This is a genomic window from Bradyrhizobium sp. Kon58 (genome assembly GCF_055807455.1).
This window is the reverse complement of record NZ_JBVVOT010000056.1, coordinates 1-15,530: the sequence shown is the minus strand read 5'-3', so window position 1 is coordinate 15,530 and position 15,530 is coordinate 1. Positions and strand designations below refer to the sequence as shown.

Annotated in this window: 15 protein-coding genes and 1 tRNA gene; 9 read left to right on the top strand and 7 right to left on the bottom strand. The window is 64.7% G+C overall.

Translation table 11 applies throughout. The features are described 5' to 3' along the window. The first annotated feature begins 420 nt into the window (after positions 1 to 420). From AC0L20_RS38675 to AC0L20_RS38645, 7 genes are all read left to right on the top strand, one after another. The gene (locus AC0L20_RS38675; RefSeq protein WP_456764393.1) at positions 421 to 789 is read left to right on the top strand and encodes a hypothetical protein; all 369 of its coding nucleotides are present in this window, start codon (positions 421 to 423) and stop codon (positions 787 to 789) included. Positions 790 to 923: 134 nt separating this feature from the next. Next, a tRNA-Asn gene (locus AC0L20_RS38670) sits at positions 924 to 998 on the top strand. 176 nt (positions 999 to 1,174) lie between these two features. Continuing rightward, entirely contained in the window at positions 1,175 to 1,354 is a 180-nt protein-coding gene (locus AC0L20_RS38665; protein ID WP_007591158.1) for a hypothetical protein, read from the top strand. A gap of 138 nt (positions 1,355 to 1,492) precedes the next feature. Further along, the gene (locus tag AC0L20_RS38660) at positions 1,493 to 2,155 is read left to right on the top strand and encodes a protein-L-isoaspartate O-methyltransferase family protein (RefSeq protein WP_456764392.1); all 663 of its coding nucleotides are present in this window, start codon (positions 1,493 to 1,495) and stop codon (positions 2,153 to 2,155) included. Between the two features lie 214 nt (positions 2,156 to 2,369). Continuing rightward, complete coding sequence (locus AC0L20_RS38655; protein ID WP_027517930.1) at positions 2,370 to 3,761, top strand: TolC family outer membrane protein; 1,392 nt, start codon at positions 2,370 to 2,372, stop codon at positions 3,759 to 3,761. 305 nt (positions 3,762 to 4,066) lie between these two features. After that, on the top strand, positions 4,067 to 4,840 hold the full coding sequence (locus tag AC0L20_RS38650; RefSeq protein WP_473295477.1) for a PopZ family protein: 774 nt from the start codon (positions 4,067 to 4,069) through the stop codon (positions 4,838 to 4,840). Between the two features lie 153 nt (positions 4,841 to 4,993). Next, complete coding sequence (locus tag AC0L20_RS38645) at positions 4,994 to 7,870, top strand: valine--tRNA ligase (RefSeq protein ID WP_473295476.1); 2,877 nt, start codon at positions 4,994 to 4,996, stop codon at positions 7,868 to 7,870. 2 nt (positions 7,871 to 7,872) lie between these two features. On the opposite strand, the gene AC0L20_RS38640 is transcribed toward AC0L20_RS38645, so the two are convergent. Next, on the bottom strand, positions 7,873 to 8,475 hold the full coding sequence (locus tag AC0L20_RS38640; protein WP_473295475.1) for a DNA-3-methyladenine glycosylase: 603 nt from the start codon (positions 8,473 to 8,475) through the stop codon (positions 7,873 to 7,875). A 130-nt stretch (positions 8,476 to 8,605) separates the two neighbouring features. On the opposite strand from AC0L20_RS38640, the gene lipA reads away from it, so the two are divergent. Together lipA and AC0L20_RS38630 are read left to right on the top strand one after the other, a co-directional pair. Then, positions 8,606 to 9,562, top strand: a complete 957-nt coding sequence (gene lipA / locus AC0L20_RS38635; RefSeq protein WP_007591147.1) for a lipoyl synthase — start codon at positions 8,606 to 8,608, stop codon at positions 9,560 to 9,562. 6 nt (positions 9,563 to 9,568) lie between these two features. Then, positions 9,569 to 10,039, top strand: a complete 471-nt coding sequence (locus AC0L20_RS38630) for a type II toxin-antitoxin system RatA family toxin (protein WP_007591145.1) — start codon at positions 9,569 to 9,571, stop codon at positions 10,037 to 10,039. A gap of 19 nt (positions 10,040 to 10,058) precedes the next feature. Here the strand turns inward: AC0L20_RS38630 and AC0L20_RS38625 are convergent, their stop codons facing one another. Genes AC0L20_RS38625 through AC0L20_RS38600 form a run of 6 tightly spaced genes read right to left on the bottom strand, consistent with a single transcriptional unit; the run spans position 10,059 to position 15,217 of the window. After that, positions 10,059 to 10,874: a c-type cytochrome gene (locus AC0L20_RS38625; RefSeq protein ID WP_456764387.1), complete on the bottom strand. Its 816-nt coding sequence runs from the start codon at positions 10,872 to 10,874 to the stop codon at positions 10,059 to 10,061. Then, positions 10,874 to 12,496 (bottom strand): b(o/a)3-type cytochrome-c oxidase subunit 1, encoded by a 1,623-nt coding sequence (locus AC0L20_RS38620; protein WP_473295474.1) that lies wholly within the window; start codon positions 12,494 to 12,496, stop codon positions 10,874 to 10,876. The genes AC0L20_RS38625 and AC0L20_RS38620 overlap by 1 nt, the downstream gene beginning before the upstream one ends. After that, on the bottom strand, positions 12,483 to 13,058 hold the full coding sequence (locus tag AC0L20_RS38615; RefSeq protein WP_456764385.1) for a cupredoxin domain-containing protein: 576 nt from the start codon (positions 13,056 to 13,058) through the stop codon (positions 12,483 to 12,485). Before AC0L20_RS38615 ends, AC0L20_RS38620 begins: the two co-directional genes overlap by 14 nt. Next, the gene (locus AC0L20_RS38610; protein ID WP_275172584.1) at positions 13,055 to 13,231 is read right to left on the bottom strand and encodes a hypothetical protein; all 177 of its coding nucleotides are present in this window, start codon (positions 13,229 to 13,231) and stop codon (positions 13,055 to 13,057) included. Before AC0L20_RS38610 ends, AC0L20_RS38615 begins: the two co-directional genes overlap by 4 nt. A 7-nt stretch (positions 13,232 to 13,238) precedes the next feature. After that, a complete protein-coding gene (locus AC0L20_RS38605) occupies positions 13,239 to 14,498 on the bottom strand; it encodes a cytochrome c (RefSeq protein ID WP_473295473.1) in 1,260 nt (419 codons plus the stop codon). Positions 14,499 to 14,509: 11 nt separating this feature from the next. Then, the gene (locus tag AC0L20_RS38600; RefSeq protein WP_473295472.1) at positions 14,510 to 15,217 is read right to left on the bottom strand and encodes a c-type cytochrome; all 708 of its coding nucleotides are present in this window, start codon (positions 15,215 to 15,217) and stop codon (positions 14,510 to 14,512) included. Positions 15,218 to 15,530: the final 313 nt, after the last annotated feature.

Sequence of the window (15,530 nt, the reverse complement as noted above, 5' to 3'; positions counted from 1 at the left end):
ACCTCTTGTAGCGCAACCTTCGCACAGTGGACCGTGGGTGCCAGCCGGCACCCGGCCTTCCCTGCGCCCTCTGACGGAGGAGGGTGGACGAGACGAAGCAAAGCTCGGGCGAGCCAAGCCGCGAGGGCGCGAAGCTGTGCCTGCGACGAAAATCACATTCCGCACGCGGCGCCCGCGCCGGAGACAGCAAGCCGCGCCGATCTATGAATGCCGGTTCATTGCTGCGGAGAATTCGAATCGGTAAGAATTGGCTCGTTGCGCGTCTCGCGTCGTGCAACGCGCCGGAGGCGGATCGATCGCGTCTTGAACCTTTCGATTGCGCCTCCGACGAATCCTTCGAGGCAACGCCATTGGTTGCCGCGGCGCCTGCGCCGATCGACGTCAGGCACCGAAAGCCCGTTTCGATCGGGGGAATTTCATATGAAGTATTTTCTGTCTGCACTGATCGCGGTCGGTCTATCGATGGCCGCCGCGCCGTCTTTCGCGGCTGACGCGCGCAACGTCACTGTCGTCAACGAGACCGGCTATGCGATCAAATTCCTGGGCTTCAACGCCCCGGACGACGGCATGGACGAATGGGACAACGAGCTCGACAAGGTTTTGCAGAACCAGGCGAGCACCTATGTCGAGTTCGACGATGACGACGAAGGATGCGTCTGGAACGTTCGCGTCGACTGGCAGAACTATGACGAGACCGTGCTCTGGAAGAACGTCAACCTCTGCAAGTTCACCGCGCTGCGGCTGCGCTACGATTCCGGCACCAAGACCACTTCGTTCGTCGCCGAGTAACTTGACCTGAGGCCATGCGGAGGAGGGGCCACGCGCCCTTCCTCGCCGCAATGTGCGAGATGGCGAATTCGTCCTTTGCAAGCGCAAGCGGCTTTGTTATACGCAGCCGCGCGCGAACGACGGGTTCGCCCTTTTCCTCGGTAGCTCAGCGGTAGAGCATCCGACTGTTAATCGGATGGTCGCTGGTTCGAATCCAGCCCGGGGAGCCAAATTCCGCTTTATCTTCAATGGCTTGCGTCAAGACTCTGATCTGGCGTGCGATCTCGTTGCGGCAAATTCTCAATTAGATGTGTACCGTGACGAGCCCGTATCCTCCGCGGCGACGCCAAAACGACTCAATTGAAATCGAGCTTCCAGGGGCCGGTCCTTTACGGAGCTGATTCCCATGCGAGACATCCAGGTCGACCGTTCCCCGCTGGCTCCCTCCATTCTGCCGGCGGACATCCCCGAACTGAGCGACGACGAATGCCTCGCCTGTCTGGCGCGCGCGGTCGAGACCCACGATTCGGCACGGCTGGATGAAGTCGCCGCCTTGATCGGCCGCCTCGCCGTCACGATCGAATAGGCCGGCTCAGCCTGGACATTGCGAGATGCGGAAAGGCCCGGTTTGCGGGGCCAAAGCCATGTTGCGTTTTCGCAGGGCCTGTTCCAAAGATGCCGCCAACTTTCGTCCGCGGCATCGTCCGCCTTGCAGGGTCCGCAAATGTCCGTTTTCTCGACGGCGCGCCTAAAAATGGTCGATGGCCAGGTGCGCACCAGTGACGTCACCGATCGTCGTGTTCTCGACGCCATGCTCATGGTTCCGCGCGAGGCCTTCGTGCCGGCCAGCCGGCAGGCATTGGCGTATCTCGACCTCGATCTCGACGTCAGCGAGGGCGGCGCCAAGCGGTTCCTGATCAAGCCGCAGCTGACCGGCAAGCTGCTCCAGGCCGCCGAGATCGGCGAGGACGACAACGTGCTGGTCGTCGGCTGCGCCACGGGCTATCTCGCTGCGCTGACCGCCAAGCTCGCGCGCCAGGTCACCGCGACGGAATGCGATTCGGCGCTGGCCAAGAAGGCCAATGACGCCTTCGCCGCCCTCGGGCTTGCCAACGTGACCTGCAAGGCCGCGGCCTGCACCGAGGGTGATGCTGCTGCTGGCCCCTATGATGTGATCGTCCTCAACGGCGCCACCGAGGTGACCCCGGCAGGGCTGCTCGGGCAGCTCAAGGAGGGTGGGCGCCTGTTGGGGGTTTCGGCCGAATCCAGGCCGCCGCGCGCCATGATCGTGACCCATACCCACGGCGAATTCGGCCATCGGGCGCTGTTCGATGCCGCGGCCCCGGTCCTTCCCGGGCTGGAACGGGCCGCCGCCTTCGTCTTCTGACGGCCCGATAGCGGCTTTAGCCCGTTAAAATCCCGTTCTGAATCAGAAGTGTGGCCGGGATGCTGCACGTGAAGAGTTTCCACTGAGAACACCCCTCAGGTAGTTCCGTCGCGCTTGACCCCGTCCTATGTTGCGGCGGGGCAACGACTCCACTCGTAGACGGTAACCCAGCTCGCGGGCACGAGCCGGGCGTTAGAATGAACGGAATTTTTGGATGCATGGGGTGAAGCTCTTCACCGGAGCAGCGGTTTCGGTCCTGCTGCTGGCGCTTGTCGCGCCGACGCCTGCCTTGGCGGATACGATCGAGGCTGCGCTGGTGCGCGCCTATCAGAACAATCCGCAGCTGAACGCGCAGCGCGCCCAGGTGCGCTCGACTGACGAGAACGTGCCGCAGGCGCTGTCGGGGTATCGCCCGAAGGTCGGGATCAACCTCAGCACCGGCTATCAATATCAGGATATTCAGCAGCAGCAGAAGGGGCCGTCGATCCACAGCTCCGAACCCCTTCAGCCCAACAGCGCCAGCCTGACTGTCAATCAGACGCTCTACAACGGCAACATCACAGCTAACAGGACGCGCGTGGCGGAGAGCCAGGTCTCGGGATCCCGCGAGGCGTTGCGTGTGCTCGAACAGACGGTCCTGTTGCAGGCTGCCACCAGCTACATGGATTATCTGCGTGACTCCGCCACCCTCGAAGTTCAGCGCAGCAACGTGCGCGTGCTCGAACAGACGCTCAAGCAGACCCGCGATCGCTTCAATGTCGGCGAGGTGACGCGCACGGACGTGGCGCAATCCGAAGCGCAGCTCGCGGCCGGCAGGACCCAGGCACTGACTGCCGAATCGAATCTCACGACGACTCGCGCCAATTTCCGCCGGATCATCGGCAACGAGCCGACGAACCTTGCGCCTGGCTCGCCGGTCGATCGTTTCCTGCCCGGGACGCTCGCCTCCGCCGTCGGTCTGAGCTTGGTGGAAAACCCCAACGTCACGGCCTCGATGTTCGGCATCGACGTCAATTATCTCCAGGTCAAGATCAACGAAGGCGCGCTGCTGCCGACCGTCTCGCTCCAGGCCGGCATTACCCAGTCGTACCAGCAGACCCTGACCGTCTTCCGGACGACCACCGCTTCCGCCATCGCGACCGCCTCGGTGCCGATCTATCAGGGCGGCGTTGAATATGCGCTCATCCGCCAATCCAAAGAGAACCTGGCGCAGCAGCGCCTGAATCTCGAAACCACCCGCGATCAGACCCGCGCCAACGTCGTGCAGGCCTGGGGGCAGTTGGAAGCCGGCAAGGCGCAGGTGCAGTCCGCGCAGGCGCAGGTTACGGCCTCCGAGATCGCGCTGAACGGCGTGCGCGAGGAAGCCAAGGCCGGCCAGCGCACCACGCTGGACGTGCTCAACGCGCAGCAGGCGCTGGTCAACGCGCGCGTCGCGCTCGTCACTGCCCAGCATGACCGCGTGGTGGCGTCCTATTCGGTGCTCAATGCGGTCGGTCGTCTCGCGCCGCAGGTCCTTGGCCTCAACACCACGGTCTACGATCCCAGCGTCCACTACCAGCAGGTCCGCGACAGCTGGGCCGGCGTGCGCACGCCTGACGGACGCTAGAGTCCCGTAATCATCCGGTCGGCCTCGCAAATAGCCGAGGCCGACCGGTGCTTTGCTTGCAATCAGCAAAATCCCTGACATAGCCTTGCCAAGAAGATGCGGGTCGATTCGCTCTGCATCCGATGCCGTGTGCGTAAAGCATGAGTGCCGAGGGCAGGGGCGCACCGCTGCACGTTGAGCCGTCATCTGGGGACAAGTCGGGCTGCCGTGACGAAAATGTCGGGCCACCCATCCGGAACCGGCCAATCCTGTCGTGCTTGGTGTAAAACAACGCATGCGAGGGCGTTGATGATGTGGAGTCGGAGATGACGCAGCCTGCAAAGGTCACAGAACCCTCGATGGAGGAGATTCTGGCCTCGATCCGGCGCATCATTGCCGACGATGAGGCCAAGCCGCCGCCGGCGGATGCTGCCAAGCCCGACAAAGCTGCCGCCCCCGCCGCGCCACCGAAGCCGCAGGCGATCAACGATATTCCGCCATCCAAGGTCGCGCCGCCCAAACCGGCCGCCGAGAAGCCCGCACCGGCTCCGGCCGCAAAGCCGGCAGCGCCGCCGGCCCCGGCACCCGAGGCGGATGCATCCAACAATCAGGACGATATCGACGCGCTGCTAGCGGGCCTCGACACAGCCACCGCTGCGCCGGAAATCCGCGCTCCCGAGCCGGAGCCCGAACCTGAGCCCGACGTGCTGGAATTGACCGACGATATGGCGCTGGCGATGGAGCCGACGCCGGCTCCGCCGCCGCCGAGCTTCCGCAAGGTCGAGCCGCGCGACGATCTCGAATTCGCCGAATCGCCGCCGCCGCGTCCGACGCCGGCATCCTATGCGCCGGTGGACTTCGATGCGCCGCCACTGCCGCCCCAACAGCCGATCCTGGCGCAATCGACGGTCTCCGCGGTCGAATCCGCCTTCAATTCCCTGGCCCACACGGTGCTCAGCAGCAATGCACGAACCCTGGAGGATCTGGTCAAGGAGATGCTGCGTCCGATGCTGAAATCCTGGCTGGACGACAATTTGCCCGGCCTCGTCGAACGCATCGTGAAGGCCGAAATCGAGCGGGTATCGCGCGGCGGCAGGTAGATCGGGCCACAGAGCCCTCATAAAGCCCTGCTTGTGCGTCATATTCGGTCTCCCGACCGGACCGGAAAGCCCTGTTGCCGCCTGGCTTTCCTTCGACCTTTCCGTTGACTTGTCCGTTGACTTGGACCCCGTGCGCGGCTTTCTAACAGCGCCATGATCGAGAAAAATTACCAGCCCGCCGATATCGAAGCCCGCATGTCCGTCGTGTGGGAGGACAGCCTTGCCTTCAAGGCCGGCCGCCCCGACCGCCGCGACGCAGTGCCCTTTACCATCGTGATCCCGCCGCCGAACGTGACGGGCTCGCTGCACATGGGCCACGCCCTCAACAACACGCTCCAGGACATCCTGTGCCGGTTCGAGCGCATGCGCGGCCGCGACGTGCTGTGGCAGCCCGGCACCGACCATGCCGGCATCGCCACCCAGATGGTGGTCGAGCGGCAGCTGATGGAGCGCCAGCAGCCCAGCCGTCGCGAGATGGGCCGCGAGAAATTTCTGGAGCGGGTCTGGCAGTGGAAGGCCGAGAGCGGCGACACCATCATCAACCAGCTCAAGCGGCTCGGCGCCTCCTGCGACTGGTCGCGCGAACGCTTCACCATGGACGAGGGCCTGTCCAAGGCCGTGGTCAAGGTGTTCGTCGAGCTGCACCGCGACGGCCTGATCTACAAGGACAAGCGGCTGGTCAACTGGGACACCAAGCTGCTCACCGCGATCTCCGATCTCGAAGTGCAGCAGACCGAGGTCAAGGGCAGCCTCTGGTACCTGCGCTATCCGATCGAGGGCAAGACTTTCAGCCCCGAGGATCCCTCGAGCTTCATCGTCGTTGCCACCACGCGCCCGGAGACCATGCTCGGCGATACCGGCGTCGCCGTGCATCCCGATGACGAGCGCTATCAGAAGCTGGTCGGCAAGAACGTGATCCTGCCGCTGGTCGGCCGCAAGATCCGGATCGTCGCCGATGATTATTCCGATCCGGAGAAGGGCTCGGGCGCGGTCAAGGTGACACCGGCGCACGACTTCAACGACTTCGAGGTCGGCAATCGCCACGGCCTCGCCCGGATCAGCGTCATCGAGAAGGAAGGTTGCCTCGATCTCCTCGAGAACGAGGATTATCTGCGCGACCTGCCGGAAGGCGCCTCGCAGTTCGCCGAGGAGTTCAACAAGCTCGATCGCTTTGCAGCGCGCAAGCGCATCGTCGAGCGGCTGGAATCGTTCGGGTTCGTCGAGCGGATCGAGCCCCACACCCACATGGTGCCGCATGGCGACCGCTCCGGCACGGTGATCGAGCCCTATCTCACCGACCAATGGTATGTCGACGCCAAGACGCTGGCGAAGCCCGCGATGGCCGCCGTGCGTTCCGGCGAAACCACCTTCGTGCCGAAGAACTGGGAAAAGACCTATTTCGAGTGGATGGAGAACATCCAGCCCTGGTGCATCTCGCGCCAGCTCTGGTGGGGTCACCAGATCCCGGCCTGGTACGGTCCCGACGGCAAGGTGTTTGTCGCCGAGACCGAAGAGGAGGCCGTCAGCCACGCCCTCGGCTATTACGTCGAGCAGGAAGTCATCACGGTCGAGCAGGGCCGCGAGATGGCGCTCGACCGCAACAAGCGTGACGGCTTCATCACGCGCGACGAGGACGTGCTCGACACCTGGTTCTCCTCGGCGCTGTGGCCGTTCTCGACCCTCGGCTGGCCCGCGGACGCGCCGGAAGTGCAGCGCTACTACCCCACCAACGCGCTGGTGACCGGCTTCGACATCATCTTCTTCTGGGTCGCCCGCATGATGATGATGGGCCTTCACTTCATGAAGGAGGTGCCGTTCTCGACGATCTACATCCACGCCCTCGTCCGTGACGAGAAGGGCGCCAAGATGTCGAAGTCGAAGGGCAACGTCATCGATCCGCTCAGCCTGATCGACCAGTATGGCGCCGACGCGCTGCGCTTCACGCTGGCCGCGATGGCCGCGCAGGGCCGCGACATCAAGCTCGCCACCAGCCGTGTCGAGGGCTATCGCAATTTCGCGACCAAGCTCTGGAATGCGTCGCGCTTTGCGGAGATGAATCACTGCGCCGTGCCGGAGGGGTTCGAGCCGGCCAAGGTCAAGGAGACGCTGAACCGCTGGATCGCGCATGAGAGCGCGCACACCACGCGCGAGGTGACCGAGGCAATCGAGGCCTATCGCTTCAATGACGCCGCCGGCAGCATCTACCGCTTCGTCTGGAACGTCTATTGCGACTGGTATCTCGAGCTCGCAAAACCCGTGCTGCTCGGTCCCGACAGTCCTGCCAAGGCCGAGACGCGCGCCATGGTGGCATGGGCGCGCGACGAGATCCTGAAACTGCTGCACCCCTTCATGCCCTTCATCACCGAGGAGCTGTGGGAGGTGACGGCCAAGCGCGACGGTCTGCTCGCGCTGGCACCGTGGCCGCTGAAGCCGGCCGGGCCGACGCCGGAGCAGCTTGCGATGCTCGCGGCGACGACGGGGCCGACCGATGCGCTCGTCTCGCCGGTTTGGGTGCTGCCGATCTTCGACCATGCCGACTTCACCGATCCCGCCGCCGAGGCCGAGATCGGCTGGGTCATCGATCTCGTCACGCAGATCCGTTCGGTGCGCGCCGAGATGAACATTCCACCGGCGACCCTGACCGCGCTGGTGCTCGCGGGTGCCTCGGCCGAAACGAAGGAGCGCGTGCCGCGCTGGAGCGACGTCATCAAGCGCATGGCCCGGCTGTCGGATATCGCCTTCGCCGACCGTGCGCCCGACGGCGCGGTTCAGCTCCTGGTGCGCGGTGAGGTGGCTGCGCTGCCGCTGAAGGGCGTGATCGACGTCGCCGCCGAGCGCACGCGTCTCGACAAGGAGATCGGGAAGGCCGATTCCGACATCAAGCGCGCGGAGTCCAAGCTGGCGAACGAGAAATTCGTCGCCAACGCGGCCGAGGAGGTCGTCGAGGAGGAGCGCGAAAAGCGTGAGGCTGCGCTCGCCCGTAAGGCCAAGCTGCTCGAGGCGCTGGAGCGGCTGAAGCAGGCGTCGTAAGCTTATTTCGGGAACGGCTTGCTCAAAAACTTCGAGCCCCTGACGCCATAGCGCCAGGGCAGCTCGACGGCCTTGGTGATGCCGATCCGGATGCCGGCCACCACCTCGACGTCCTCCGACCGCGCATGCAGCGCGATCGGCGAACGGTCCAGCGGCAAGGCATTGTGCGCGATGGTGATGCCGAGCGCTTCGGTCAGCTTGCCCGGGCCCGAGCACAACGCGTGCAAATCCTGGAGATGGCGGCGGCGGCGCATCGCAGCCAAGCCGTGGGTCGGCTCCAGCGCGCGGATCAGCACGGCGCTGGCCGAGCCTTCTTCCTCGCAGACGAAGTTCACGCACCAATGGATGCCGTAGGAGCGGTAGACATAGGCAAAGCCGGGCGGGCCGAACATCACCTGGTTCCGCGGCGTGGGGCCATTGTAGGAGTGCGCCGCCGGCTCGGTATGATGATAGGCCTCGACCTCGACGATGATCCCGCCGACGCCATCGACAAGCATGGTCGCACCGATCAGGTCGGGCGCGACCTCGTGGACGCTGCGCGCGAAAAAGGCACGCTTCAGCGCTTTGCCGAGCCGGGGTGTGGAAGGTTTCGAGACTGGAGCCATTCGAGGTGAGAATCGCCAGAGAACAGAGCAGGATATTGCCCATATCTGCCATGTTCCCTGAAGCGGGGCGAGCCGGGTTGCGATGCCCGGCCAGACCGACTAGGTAGGACTTGGTCAGACCGGACACCCCATGGTCGTTATTGTCGATACCATCTCGAACCCGCTGCGCCCACGTCACCCCGAAAAGGTGAATCGGCCCGATTCCGCTTCGCCGCCGAAGCCGGACTGGATCCGCGTACGCGCCCCCAACACCCGCGGCTATGCCGACACCCGCAACATCGTGCGCGCCAACGGCCTGCATACGGTGTGCGAGGAGGCGGGCTGCCCGAATATCGGCGAGTGCTGGGACAAGAAGCACGCGACCTTCATGATCATGGGCGACACCTGCACCCGCGCCTGTGCCTTCTGCAACGTCAAGACCGGCATGCCGAATGCGCTCGACGCGGCCGAGCCGCAGAACGTCGGCGAGGCCGTGGCCAAGCTCGGGCTTGCCCATGTCGTCATCACCTCCGTCGACCGCGACGATCTCACTGACGGCGGCGCCGAGCATTTCGCCCAGACCATCCGCGCGATCCGCGCCGCGTGCCCCTCGACCACGATCGAGATCCTGACGCCCGACTTCCTGCGCAAGGAGGGGGCGCTGGAGGTCGTCGTCGCGGCGAAGCCCGACGTGTTCAACCACAATCTCGAGACCGTGCCGTCGTGCTATCTCACGGTACGGCCGGGCGCGCGCTATTTCCATTCGATCCGGCTGCTGCAGCGGGTCAAGGAGCTCGATCCCACCATCTTCACCAAGTCCGGCATCATGGTCGGCCTCGGCGAGGAGCGCCACGAGGTGCAGCAGGTGATGGACGATCTGCGTTCGGCCGATGTCGATTTCCTGACCATCGGGCAATATCTCCAGCCGACCCGCAAGCATCACGCCGTGATGCGCTACGTGCCGCCGGACGAGTTTTCGTCCTACGAGAAGGTCGCCTACACCAAGGGCTTCCTGATGGTGTCGGCGAGCCCGCTCACCCGTTCGTCGCATCATGCCGGCGAGGATTTTGCGAAACTGAAGGCCGCGCGGGCAGCAAGCGCCCGCTGAATCGCCATGCCCAATTTTTCGAGCAAGCGCCGTGTCGATCACAGCGCGTCCGAGATGTTTGATCTGGTCGCCGACGTCGAGCGCTACCCGGAGTTCGTGCCGCTGTGCAGCGCGCTGAAGGTCCGTCAGCGCATGGCGAAACCCGACGGCACCGAGGTGCTGGTCGCGGACATGACGGTGTCGTTCAAGCTGGTCAGGGAATCCTTTACCAGCCGCGTGACGCTCGACCGCGCCAATTTGAAGATCCTGGTCGAATATCTGCAAGGTCCCTTCAGCAATCTGGAAAACCGCTGGACGTTCGAGCCCAAAGGCGAGAGCGTTTGCGATGTCGGTTTCTTCCTCGCCTACGAGTTCAAGAGCCGCATGCTCGCGCTCCTGATGGGCTCGATGTTCGACGCCGCGTTCGCGCGATTTTCCATCGCGTTCGAGAAGCGGGCGGATGCGATCTACGGACGGCGGAAGCTGGCGTCGTCGTAGTGGGGCTACGAGCCCGTCTTCAATCCACCGCCTTCACGACATCCGGCGGCTGCGAGGCATAATACGCCGCGGCCTGCTCGATCTCCTGCGGCGTCATCGCACGCGCGATGTTGCGCATTTGCTGACTGATATCGTTGCGGCGCTCGCCTGAGGCGAAGGCCTGCAGCTGCGCCTTCATGTAGGCTTCGGACTGGCCTTCGAGCCACGGGCTACCCGTCTTGTTGTCGAGGCTGCCGTGGCAGGCGCCGCAGGGCGCGATGCCGCGCATCGGTGCGCCGTAGATCACGATGTTTGGCTTGGGCAGTTGCGGCGTCGGGTGATAGGCCGGCAGCCGCGGCAGGTAGGCGTAATAGTTCGAGAGATCTGCGATCTCCTGGTCCGTCAAATTGACGGCGAACGGCGACATCACGGCATTGGTGCGCGCGCCGGTGCGGAAATCGTGCAGCTCCTTGTAGATCACGGCCGCGTACTGGCCGGCGAGATTGGGCGAATCCGCGCGGCTGACACCGGTCGGACCGTGACAAATCGCGCAACGCTGCGCCAGCGTCGCGCCGCGGCCGATCGCCTCCTGGCTCGGGCGTGACAAAGTGTTCGACGTCAGCACGACTCCCGACAGGCGCTTGGTCTGCTCCGGCGCCGTGACGCTCGCCGCGCGTTGCGGCACACCGGCAGCGCTGCAGATCGCGTCCCAGACGTTGGCGAATTGTACCCAGGGCTGTGCGAAGGGCAGCACGACGAAGCCTGCAATCGCCGTGACGATCAGGATCGCGGCGGTGATGACCACACTCGCCTTGAAGTGACGATTGGTGAGGGTGAAGAGGTCGCGCGTGCTCATCACTGCGCTCCCACATAAACGGCTGGCACAGAGGTGCCCTCGGTCAGCGCCAGAGTCAGGATCGGATAGCCGTAATTGGTGAGGGTGAGCGCGATCATCAGCGCCACCCACAGCGCGTGGGTGTTGAGCGCGACCGGGACCGTTGTGGGCTGGTGCACCGCCAGCGCGAAGCGATAGGGGCCGGCGTCGACCAGCGGCGCGCGCATGCCGCGAGCCAGGACAACGATGAACATGATGCCGGACGCCAGCAAGATGAAGCCGCCGATAGCCGAGAGGGTGACTGAGAGGGCCTGCGGCGCTATCGCGGGATCGCCGAAGTCGAAATAGGCCATGCGGCGCGGCATGCCGAGAATGCCGACCCAGTGCCAGGGAAAGGTCGTGACGATCATGCCGATGAACCACAGCCAGAGCTGGGTGCGGATCAGGCGGACGTCGATCAGCTCGCGCCCGGTCAGATGCGGCCACAGATCATAGGCGATCGCAAAATACATGATCACGATGGCGCCGCCGAAGATCAGGTGGAAATGGCCGGTGATCCACTGCGTGTTGTGGATCGACGCATCGAGCTGATAGCTCATGTTGATGAGGCCGCCGGCGCCACCGAAGCCGAGCATGACGAAGGAAAAGGCCAGCGCCAGCATCATCGGATTGTCCCAGGGCAGGGCCCTGATCCAGCCGAACAGGCCGCGGCCGCCGCGCAGGCGCGCCGCGATCTCAACGGAGGCGCAGATCGTGAACACGGTCAGCAGTGTCGGCAACGCGACCAGCGCGGTGAAGGCCGAATGGATGAACTTGAAGCCGGCGCCGACCTGCGGATCCGCGAAGGTGTGGTGCATGCCGATCGGCATCGCGACCACCAGGAAGAGGATGAAGGAGATCCGCGCCATGCTGTCGGAATAGACGCGGCCGCCGATCGCGCGCGGCACGATGGTGTAATAGGCGATGTAGGTCGGCATCAGCCAGAAATAGACGATGGCGTGCAGCGTCCAGGAGAAGAACACGCGGGCAAGCCCGGCATCGATGGTGGCCTTCAGCCCGGCCGCGACCGGAATGATCTGCAGCAGCAGCTCGAGCGCAGCACCGACCGCGGTCCACGCCCACAGATACGAGCCCGCGACATTGGCGAACATCGCCAGCGGCACCGGCGCGCCGGGATGGGTCTTGCGCCAGACGCGCAGATTGAGCGACATCAGCGCGACCCAGATCCAGGAGCCGACCACGACCAGCACGACGCCGAGGTAGTAGAAGACGTTTCCGATCAGCGGCGGGTAGAACGTGTAGAGCACCGAGGCGCGGCCGAGCCCGACCGGGACCATCGCCATGATCGCGCCGACCACAATCAGCCAGAATCCGGCCCAGGCCCAGCGCACGCCGACCAGCCGCTGCTCCAGCGCGGACTCGCTGATGGCGTAGCCAAAGCCCATCGCGACCAGGGTCGGGAAGACATAGCCCATCACCGTGCCGTGCGCGGTCAGCGAGCGGTAATAGAGCTCAGGATTGGACAGCCAGGTGCCGATCGGGCTGCGGATGAACATCTGCCAGGCGCCGAGCGTGAGCGCGATGCCGAACACGGCGAAGGCCAGCCAGAAATGGGCGAGGATGAGCTTTCTATTGACCAACACAGCTCAGCCTCCCGCCACCCTTCGCGCGGTTTGCGAAGTCCATCTTGTCGATCACCTTGACCTTGCCCCACATGCCCTCGTGGCCGAAGGAGCAAAACTCCTGGCAGGGCATCAGATAGTCGCCGCTCTTCGTAAAGCGCATGAGCTGTTCGGAGATGTAGCCTGGCACCAGCATGGTGTTGACGTTGGTGCCCTGGATCAGGATGCCGTGGACGACGTCGGCGCTGGTGGCGCGCAGCGTGATCGGCGTGTCCACGGGCACCACGATGCAGGCCGGCGTGAACGAATATTGCTGGCCGATCGCGCGCACGGTCACATTGCCGTTGGCCTCCAGCACGCTGCCGAGATTGCTTTCGACGAACTCGCCGCTCAGATGCAGCCGCGAGGGATCGGTGGTCTCGACGCGCGGTTGCGGCATGGTCGCGCGATGGATGCCGGCGAATGCCGCCAGCAGCGCCATCATCACGACGATGATCACGGCGATGGTGGCCCAGCGCCGCTCGACGCGGGCCGCGACCTCGGCGCTGGCGCTGGCGCTGCCGTGGGATCCCTCGACGCTCATTGCAGCGATCCGCGCGGCAGGAACACGAACAGATAGAAGGCGAACCACATCGCGACCACGCAGGCCGTGGCGATGCCGGCGACCACGATCGCACCGGACGGGCCCTGCGCCACGACTTCCTCGATAGCCTGGTCGGCGGCGGCTGGGCTGGTCGGCGGATCGGAATTGAACATGGGGCCCTCAGTTCAGCGGTGCCGAGCGCAGCTCGTTGGCCTCGCGCGCCGAGACCGGCGTGCCGCGATTGCCCCAGGCGGTGCGGATGTAGGAGACGACGGCGGCGACCTCGTTGTCGGAGAGGAGGCCGGCGAAGGGCGGCATGCCGTAGGGCATCGGATTGCCCTTGGTGCCCGGCGGATAGCCGCCATTGAGCACCATGCGGATCGGATTGACCGCCGACTGCATCTCGATCGATTGGTTGTTGGCGAGCGGCGGCCAGTGCGGCGGCTTGCCCTCGCCCTGCGCACCATGACAGCTCGCGCAGTTCTTGTCGTAGACGGTCTTGCCGAGGCTGATCAGAAGGCTGCTCTCGCTGGTCGGCAGCGCCGAGCTTGCGGCCGGCGGAGGCGAGGGCTCCGCGATGCCCTTGAGGTACACCGCCATCGCCCTGGTGTCCGCGTCATCGAGATATTGCAGGCTGTTGTGCACGACCTCGGCCATCGGGCCGTAGACCACGCCGCGCATGGAGACGCCGGTCTGGAGCAGATCCGTGATGTCCTTGATGCTCCAGTCGCCGAGCCCGGCCTCGCGGTTCGACGTCAGCGAAGGCGCATACCAGTTCTGCATCGGGATCAGGCCGCCCTTGAACGCGTCCGATTGCGAGGTGCCGCCGAGCGCGTTGATCGGCGAATGGCACATGCCGCAATGGCCGAGGCCCTCGACCAGATAGGCGCCGCGATTCCATTCCGCCGATTTTTTCGCATCGGGCTTGAACTCGCCCTCGCTGAAGAACAGCGTGCGCCAGCCGAGGATGAGCTGGCGGTTGTCGTACGGGAAACGCAATTCGTGCGGTTTGTTCTTCTGGTTCACCGGCGCAATCGCGCGCAGATAGGCGAAGATCGCGTCGCTGTCGGCGCGCGTCACCTTGGTGTAGGACGCAAACGGCATCGCCGGGTAGATCAGCCCGCCATCCGGGAAGCGGCCGCTGTGCATGGTCTTGTAGAAGTCGTCGGCACTCCACTTGCCGATGCCTGTCTCCGGATCGGGCGTGATGTTGGAGGTGTAGAGCGTGCCGAACGGGGTCGGCATGGCACGGCCGCCGGCAAACAGACGTCCTTCCGGCGCGGTGTGGCAGGCAGTGCAGTCGCCGGCACGGGCCAGATATTCCCCGCGCGCGATGATGTCGCTAGTCTTGTCCTTGTCCTGCGCTGCCGCTGCCGTGGTGAACGCGGCGAGGGCGAGCAACTTGATCGACAGGAGCTTGATCGACAATTTGAAGCCCATCATCCGCCTCGTCAGTTGGGCTGGCTGCCGCAGCCGAAGGGCAGCGCGTAGGTGCCCTTCGGTACGGGAGCCGGATTCGCGGGCGCCGGCCGCGTCGCGAGCCAGGCCGCGACGGCGGTGACGTCGGCCTCGGTCAGATGACCGGCAACGAGCTGCATGCAGTCGGGCGACTTCGCGGTGCGGGTGCCATAACGCCAGCCGCCAAGCTGGGCGCTGATGTAATTGGCGCGCAGGCCGAGCAGGCCGGGGATGCCGGGCTGCATACCCGTCAGTCCAGGGCCATGGCAGCTCACGCAAGCCGGAATGTTGCGGCCGGCATCGCCGCTGGTGGCGAGCAGTTCGCCGTGCGCCAGGACGTCCTTGCTGACCTCGCTCGGCGCCGGCTGTGGCAGCGGCGGGTGCTCGCTGGCAAAATATTCCGCCATCGCCTCCAGATAGGGATCGGGCAAAAACTCCAGCAGATAGTTCATCGGCGGGTATTTGCGCCGGCCGCTGCGGAAAGCGAGCAGCTGGTTGTAGAGATAACCGGCCGGCTTGCCTGCGAGGCGCGGAAAATAGACGTCGCTGGTGCCTTCGCCCTTGTTGCCATGACAGGGCGTGCAGGCCTCCACCCGCGCCGCCATCGTATCCGGCGGCTGGTTGGCGGTTTGCGCGGCCGCACCATCAAAGGCGCTCAGGATGGCAATGGCGATTGCCGGAGCAGTGAAGCGAGCGAACACGCCGTCGCCCTCCAGAAAACAGGACCGGGTTGATTCCCGGCCGCAACGTAGCGGATCATTATTGCGCCAATAATTTTCCCACGCCAAGTTCAGACAGAAGCCATGACGTTTGGCCGCGGTTGATATCTGCGATCCCGATCGGATTCGACAAAGTTTGCGTGCTTTTTGAAAACTGGACACAACGCGGCGGCCTCGCGACAGTTTCTGTCCGAGTCTGCGTGTGCGTACGTCCTCCTCCGTCAGAGGGCGCAGGGAAGACCGGGTGCCGGCTGGCACCCACGGTCCACTGTGCGAAGGTTGCACTACAAGAGGC

Bases quoted from the DNA above. Each gene is read 5' to 3' on its own strand.
- AC0L20_RS38675 (WP_456764393.1), top strand. From the start codon at position 421: ATGAAGTATTTTCTGTCTGCACTGATCGCGGTCGGTCTATCGATGGCC.
- AC0L20_RS38665 (WP_007591158.1), top strand. From the start codon at position 1,175: ATGCGAGACATCCAGGTCGACCGTTCCCCGCTGGCTCCCTCCATTCTG.
- AC0L20_RS38660 (WP_456764392.1), top strand. From the start codon at position 1,493: ATGTCCGTTTTCTCGACGGCGCGCCTAAAAATGGTCGATGGCCAGGTG.
- AC0L20_RS38655 (WP_027517930.1), top strand. From the start codon at position 2,370: ATGCATGGGGTGAAGCTCTTCACCGGAGCAGCGGTTTCGGTCCTGCTG.
- AC0L20_RS38650 (WP_473295477.1), top strand. From the start codon at position 4,067: ATGACGCAGCCTGCAAAGGTCACAGAACCCTCGATGGAGGAGATTCTG.
- AC0L20_RS38645 (WP_473295476.1), top strand. From the start codon at position 4,994: ATGATCGAGAAAAATTACCAGCCCGCCGATATCGAAGCCCGCATGTCC.
- AC0L20_RS38640 (WP_473295475.1), bottom strand. From the start codon at position 8,475: ATGGCTCCAGTCTCGAAACCTTCCACACCCCGGCTCGGCAAAGCGCTG.
- lipA (WP_007591147.1), top strand. From the start codon at position 8,606: ATGGTCGTTATTGTCGATACCATCTCGAACCCGCTGCGCCCACGTCAC.
- AC0L20_RS38630 (WP_007591145.1), top strand. From the start codon at position 9,569: ATGCCCAATTTTTCGAGCAAGCGCCGTGTCGATCACAGCGCGTCCGAG.
- AC0L20_RS38625 (WP_456764387.1), bottom strand. From the start codon at position 10,874: ATGAGCACGCGCGACCTCTTCACCCTCACCAATCGTCACTTCAAGGCG.
- AC0L20_RS38615 (WP_456764385.1), bottom strand. From the start codon at position 13,058: ATGAGCGTCGAGGGATCCCACGGCAGCGCCAGCGCCAGCGCCGAGGTC.
- AC0L20_RS38610 (WP_275172584.1), bottom strand. From the start codon at position 13,231: ATGTTCAATTCCGATCCGCCGACCAGCCCAGCCGCCGCCGACCAGGCT.
- AC0L20_RS38605 (WP_473295473.1), bottom strand. From the start codon at position 14,498: ATGGGCTTCAAATTGTCGATCAAGCTCCTGTCGATCAAGTTGCTCGCC.